This window comes from Stenoxybacter acetivorans DSM 19021 (genome assembly GCF_000745895.1).
Classification (GTDB): Bacteria; Pseudomonadota; Gammaproteobacteria; order Burkholderiales; family Neisseriaceae; genus Stenoxybacter; species Stenoxybacter acetivorans.
In genome coordinates this window covers 1-3,402 of the sequence record NZ_JQKE01000114.1, presented here as the reverse complement: position 1 = coordinate 3,402, position 3,402 = coordinate 1, and the positions used below count along the sequence as shown (strand labels likewise).

The window sequence follows — 3,402 nt, the reverse complement described above, 5'->3', positions numbered from 1 at the left end:
AGTCGGCATGGGTTTGCAGTTGGCTGCCGATGTCTTGTTCCCGACGGTGACTGCTGTAGTTGTCGGCGGCGGCATACAGGGTCAGGCTGTCGCCGGTTTGAACGGTTTGCAAATTCAGATCACGGCCCGCCAACAGGGTGGAATGGGTAAAATGATTACTCAATAAAATGAGTAACACAAATGGAAAAAATTTTAAATTCAAAATTATTAAACTTCTCAATACCATTCGCTTCGCCAAAAAACAGCACATGACGATAAGTTATTGATTACTTGGTCTTTATGGATTTGTTTGCACTCAATCTCAATCAGATTAAAGTAATTTTCCATTAATTCTTTTAATCGAAGAGCAATTAAATTTAGATTGATAAAATCTTCATCAATAACTTTTCTGGAAAGATAAGTAATGATTTGTACATTTTTTGTTTGCTGCTGAAATTGAACCAAAATAACAGCTATCTCAGGATATATCATATCTAGCAATGCTCTATTCATACCAATTATTAACCAATTTGGAACTTTCCCATTATAAATTTTTTCATACACTATATTCATAACATCCTCTTTATCAATTAATGAATTAAAATTCTTTGTTACTGAAAATAGCACCTGATAATTGATCTAACTCATTTTTAGGCTTTAAAGAATAAATACATTTAAAATAACAATCATCAACATATTGCCCCCAGCCCGATCCTAATTCTGTCATCATTATTTTCATATCTTCTTCATCTTCATCGGTAAAAGGTTTTGAAAAATAAGTAATAAAATTTAAAATTTTCCTTTCATTATCATAATCAGCCACAATTAATCTGACGTGAGATTTTATATTTCCGAGCATGGCTATAGTCATACCAATAATTAACCAGTTAGGTAATCTTGGATTTTCATTGTATTTATTGATCATATCTATTTTATCCTTCACCATTGGTTGGCTTCTCCCCATCGCATCTCCCACCCAGATTTTTCCTAACCTATTTGCGTTGTCCACAGTTCATTCCGACAGAAAAATTAGGAGTTGTTGTATCAATAAACTAGCTTTTACTCTCAATTTTATCGAGAACACTACCTATCTGATTAAGAAGTATAACAACTTGATCTTTAGTTACTCCAATTCGAGTATCAAATTCAAATACATCTATACCATTACATATTTCATTTAAAGCTGAGTTAAAAATCAAAAGTTCTTCATAATTTATGGAAAGTTGAGCTTTTTGATTAACAATATCTAGTATATCCATTTGATTACCTTAAATTATCAAAATATTCTCGACCATTAGTTGGTCTAAATGCTGTACCACCATCAATCGCTTTCGGATTGCGGATAACTACTGTTCCCGTTAACTTATCCCAGTAAGCAGATCTGCCACTACTCAATTCTTTTATAGATGTTGGGTTTTTAACAACATTCTCAATATGTGCTGCAAACTGCTCACGAGTTACAATACCTAAATCTGTAAATTCTCCCTGCTGTACAATGTGTTTTTCAAAAGAATGTCCACCAGAAATTTCTTTACCAACTAATTCAGCGTTAAGCTTAGGGATATTGGCAGCATTCTCTGCACCACTCGTTGCTTTACCAACATCAACAGCAGTTTTAAGTGAATTCGTAACATCAGTTTTTTTAACAGTCGTCCCAACTGAAGTTACCGCAGCACCAACCTGCAACATGCCATTCACTACCTGAACCACACCATTAGTCTGATTACCGTCGATAATATTCTGTGCGCCTAAACCTATGTTGAGACCACCTGTGAAGGCACTAGTGACTCTTACAAAAGCACCTGCACCGCCTGTTAAGAAATAAAGCGCAGGTTCGGCGGCTTTGGCAAGTTTATAGTCTGTTGAATTGTAATAATCAATAGTATGTAATGCTTTGTTATATACCTGATCAATATTAGGAAGACTCAAAGAATGATTAATAGGGCTGGCTAGTATGCTTCTTGCCCAATTGGGATCGCCTTCTGCTGCTTGGGAAATCAAAATAGCCAATGTGCGTTTTTCCAATTCAGTTAAATTATTAGGATCGGTTTTATAACGAGCTAATAATTCATCGGAATACCGATCTTTATTTACTAAGAAGATATATTCTCTGGCTTCAGCTTCCGTCAAGCTACCCCAGTCTAATAAACCTGAACCTTGTCCCTTTTGTAGCAATTCAGATCGGCGTTGGTATTCTTTTTGGGATAATAAATTATTATCTACCGCATTCTGCGCCACCTGACTACCTGCAACAATGCTGCTCACATCTCCACTAAACGCCCCCGCGCCCGCACCAATCAGCCCGCTGATACTGCTCAGCGTCTTTTTCTGTTCCGCCGTTAATTTTTCAGGGTCTGATGTGCCGTACAGCCATTGCGATACAACAGGCGTTGCCAATTCTGCCCCGCCTGCGGCAAGGGCTGAGGTGACGGCATCGTTTCCACCTGCCGCCGCAACAGCTGCGCCAAGTATGGCATGAGCGGCGATGTGGGCGGCTTCTTGCCCTTTGGTTAATTTGCCGTCGTCATTCTGCGCAGCTTGTTCTTTAAAGAACTGCCCAATCTCATGTGCCACTACCGGGCTGGCACTTGCCGCCAGTATTCCGCCCAAGCTGTCTGTCGGTGCGCTTAAGCCTGAGGAAACCACGCTTAACAATAAGCCTAAGTTATCCAAATTATCGTGTTTTTGTTCTAATTCAGCGCGCCGTTCGGCGGTCAAATCGGGATCTTTCAGCTCCTTGTTAATCTCGTCTTTGCTTTTATTCAGCTCAGTTTGTGCGGTTTGGACGTTTTGGCTGAATTCCTGTGTCACTTCACGCTGTAAATCCAGCTCTGCCTGTACTTTGTCTTTGTCAAAGTTGTTTTTCAGGTAACCGGCGTGTTGCGCGTAGTCTTCGGTGCTGATGTCGGTTTTGATTTCGGCGATAATCTCTGCCGCCGATTTGCCGGTCAGCTCCTGTTGTTTCGCTTCATTGGTAATGGTGATGTTGGCGGTATTGATGCCGCTGTAAGTGGTACTGCTTTCATGTCCGCTGTCGCTGCCAAAGCCAATACTTCCCGACGCTTGCACCGATTCTTTGCCTTCGGCGCGTACGGTGGTGGTGGTACCGTTTGCATCGGTGACTTCATTGGTGGCACTGCTTTGGTTGGCGGCACGTCCGCCCAAGCCCATATCGGTATTAAAGCCGCCGCTGCCGCTGATGCCGAAACTTTCACCCTCATAATCGGCATGGTTTTGGATATCGCTGAAGGTTAAACTGCCGGTACTCAGGCTGTTTTTATTGCTGTCTTCTGCGCTTTGCAATGAGGTGATTAACGCGCCTTTTAAATCGGTGTTGCCTTTGACGTTGATTTGATAGCCGTCTTCACCCGCAAAGATGCCGCTTTGCTCATTAACGGAAGCATAGTCGGCTTTGATTTTGCT

5 protein-coding genes are annotated in these 3,402 nt (G+C 41.0%); all 5 read right to left on the bottom strand.

Features of this window, described 5'->3' with window-relative positions; genetic code table 11:
- Window positions 1-202: hypothetical protein (locus tag Q384_RS10725; protein ID WP_211251106.1), on the bottom strand; the 202-nt coding region annotated here is incomplete at its 3' end.
- A gap of 14 nt (window positions 203-216) precedes the next feature.
- Window positions 217-552, bottom strand: coding sequence for a MafI2 family immunity protein (locus tag Q384_RS10720; RefSeq protein ID WP_037588001.1), 336 nt, complete (start codon window positions 550-552; stop codon window positions 217-219).
- A gap of 25 nt (window positions 553-577) precedes the next feature.
- A complete protein-coding gene (locus tag Q384_RS10715) occupies window positions 578-988 on the bottom strand; it encodes a MafI2 family immunity protein (RefSeq protein ID WP_051940919.1) in 411 nt (136 codons plus the stop codon).
- Between the two features lie 43 nt (window positions 989-1,031).
- Entirely contained in the window at window positions 1,032-1,238 is a 207-nt protein-coding gene (locus tag Q384_RS10710; RefSeq protein WP_037587998.1) for a hypothetical protein, read from the bottom strand.
- Between the two features lie 4 nt (window positions 1,239-1,242).
- Window positions 1,243-3,402, bottom strand: a 2,160-nt coding sequence (locus tag Q384_RS12750) for a VENN motif pre-toxin domain-containing protein (protein WP_169740861.1), incomplete at its 5' end; no start/stop codon positions are given.

Bases quoted from the DNA above. Each gene is read 5' to 3' on its own strand.
- Q384_RS10720 (WP_037588001.1), bottom strand. From the start codon at position 552: ATGAATATAGTGTATGAAAAAATTTATAATGGGAAAGTTCCAAATTGG.
- Q384_RS10710 (WP_037587998.1), bottom strand. From the start codon at position 1,238: ATGGATATACTAGATATTGTTAATCAAAAAGCTCAACTTTCCATAAAT.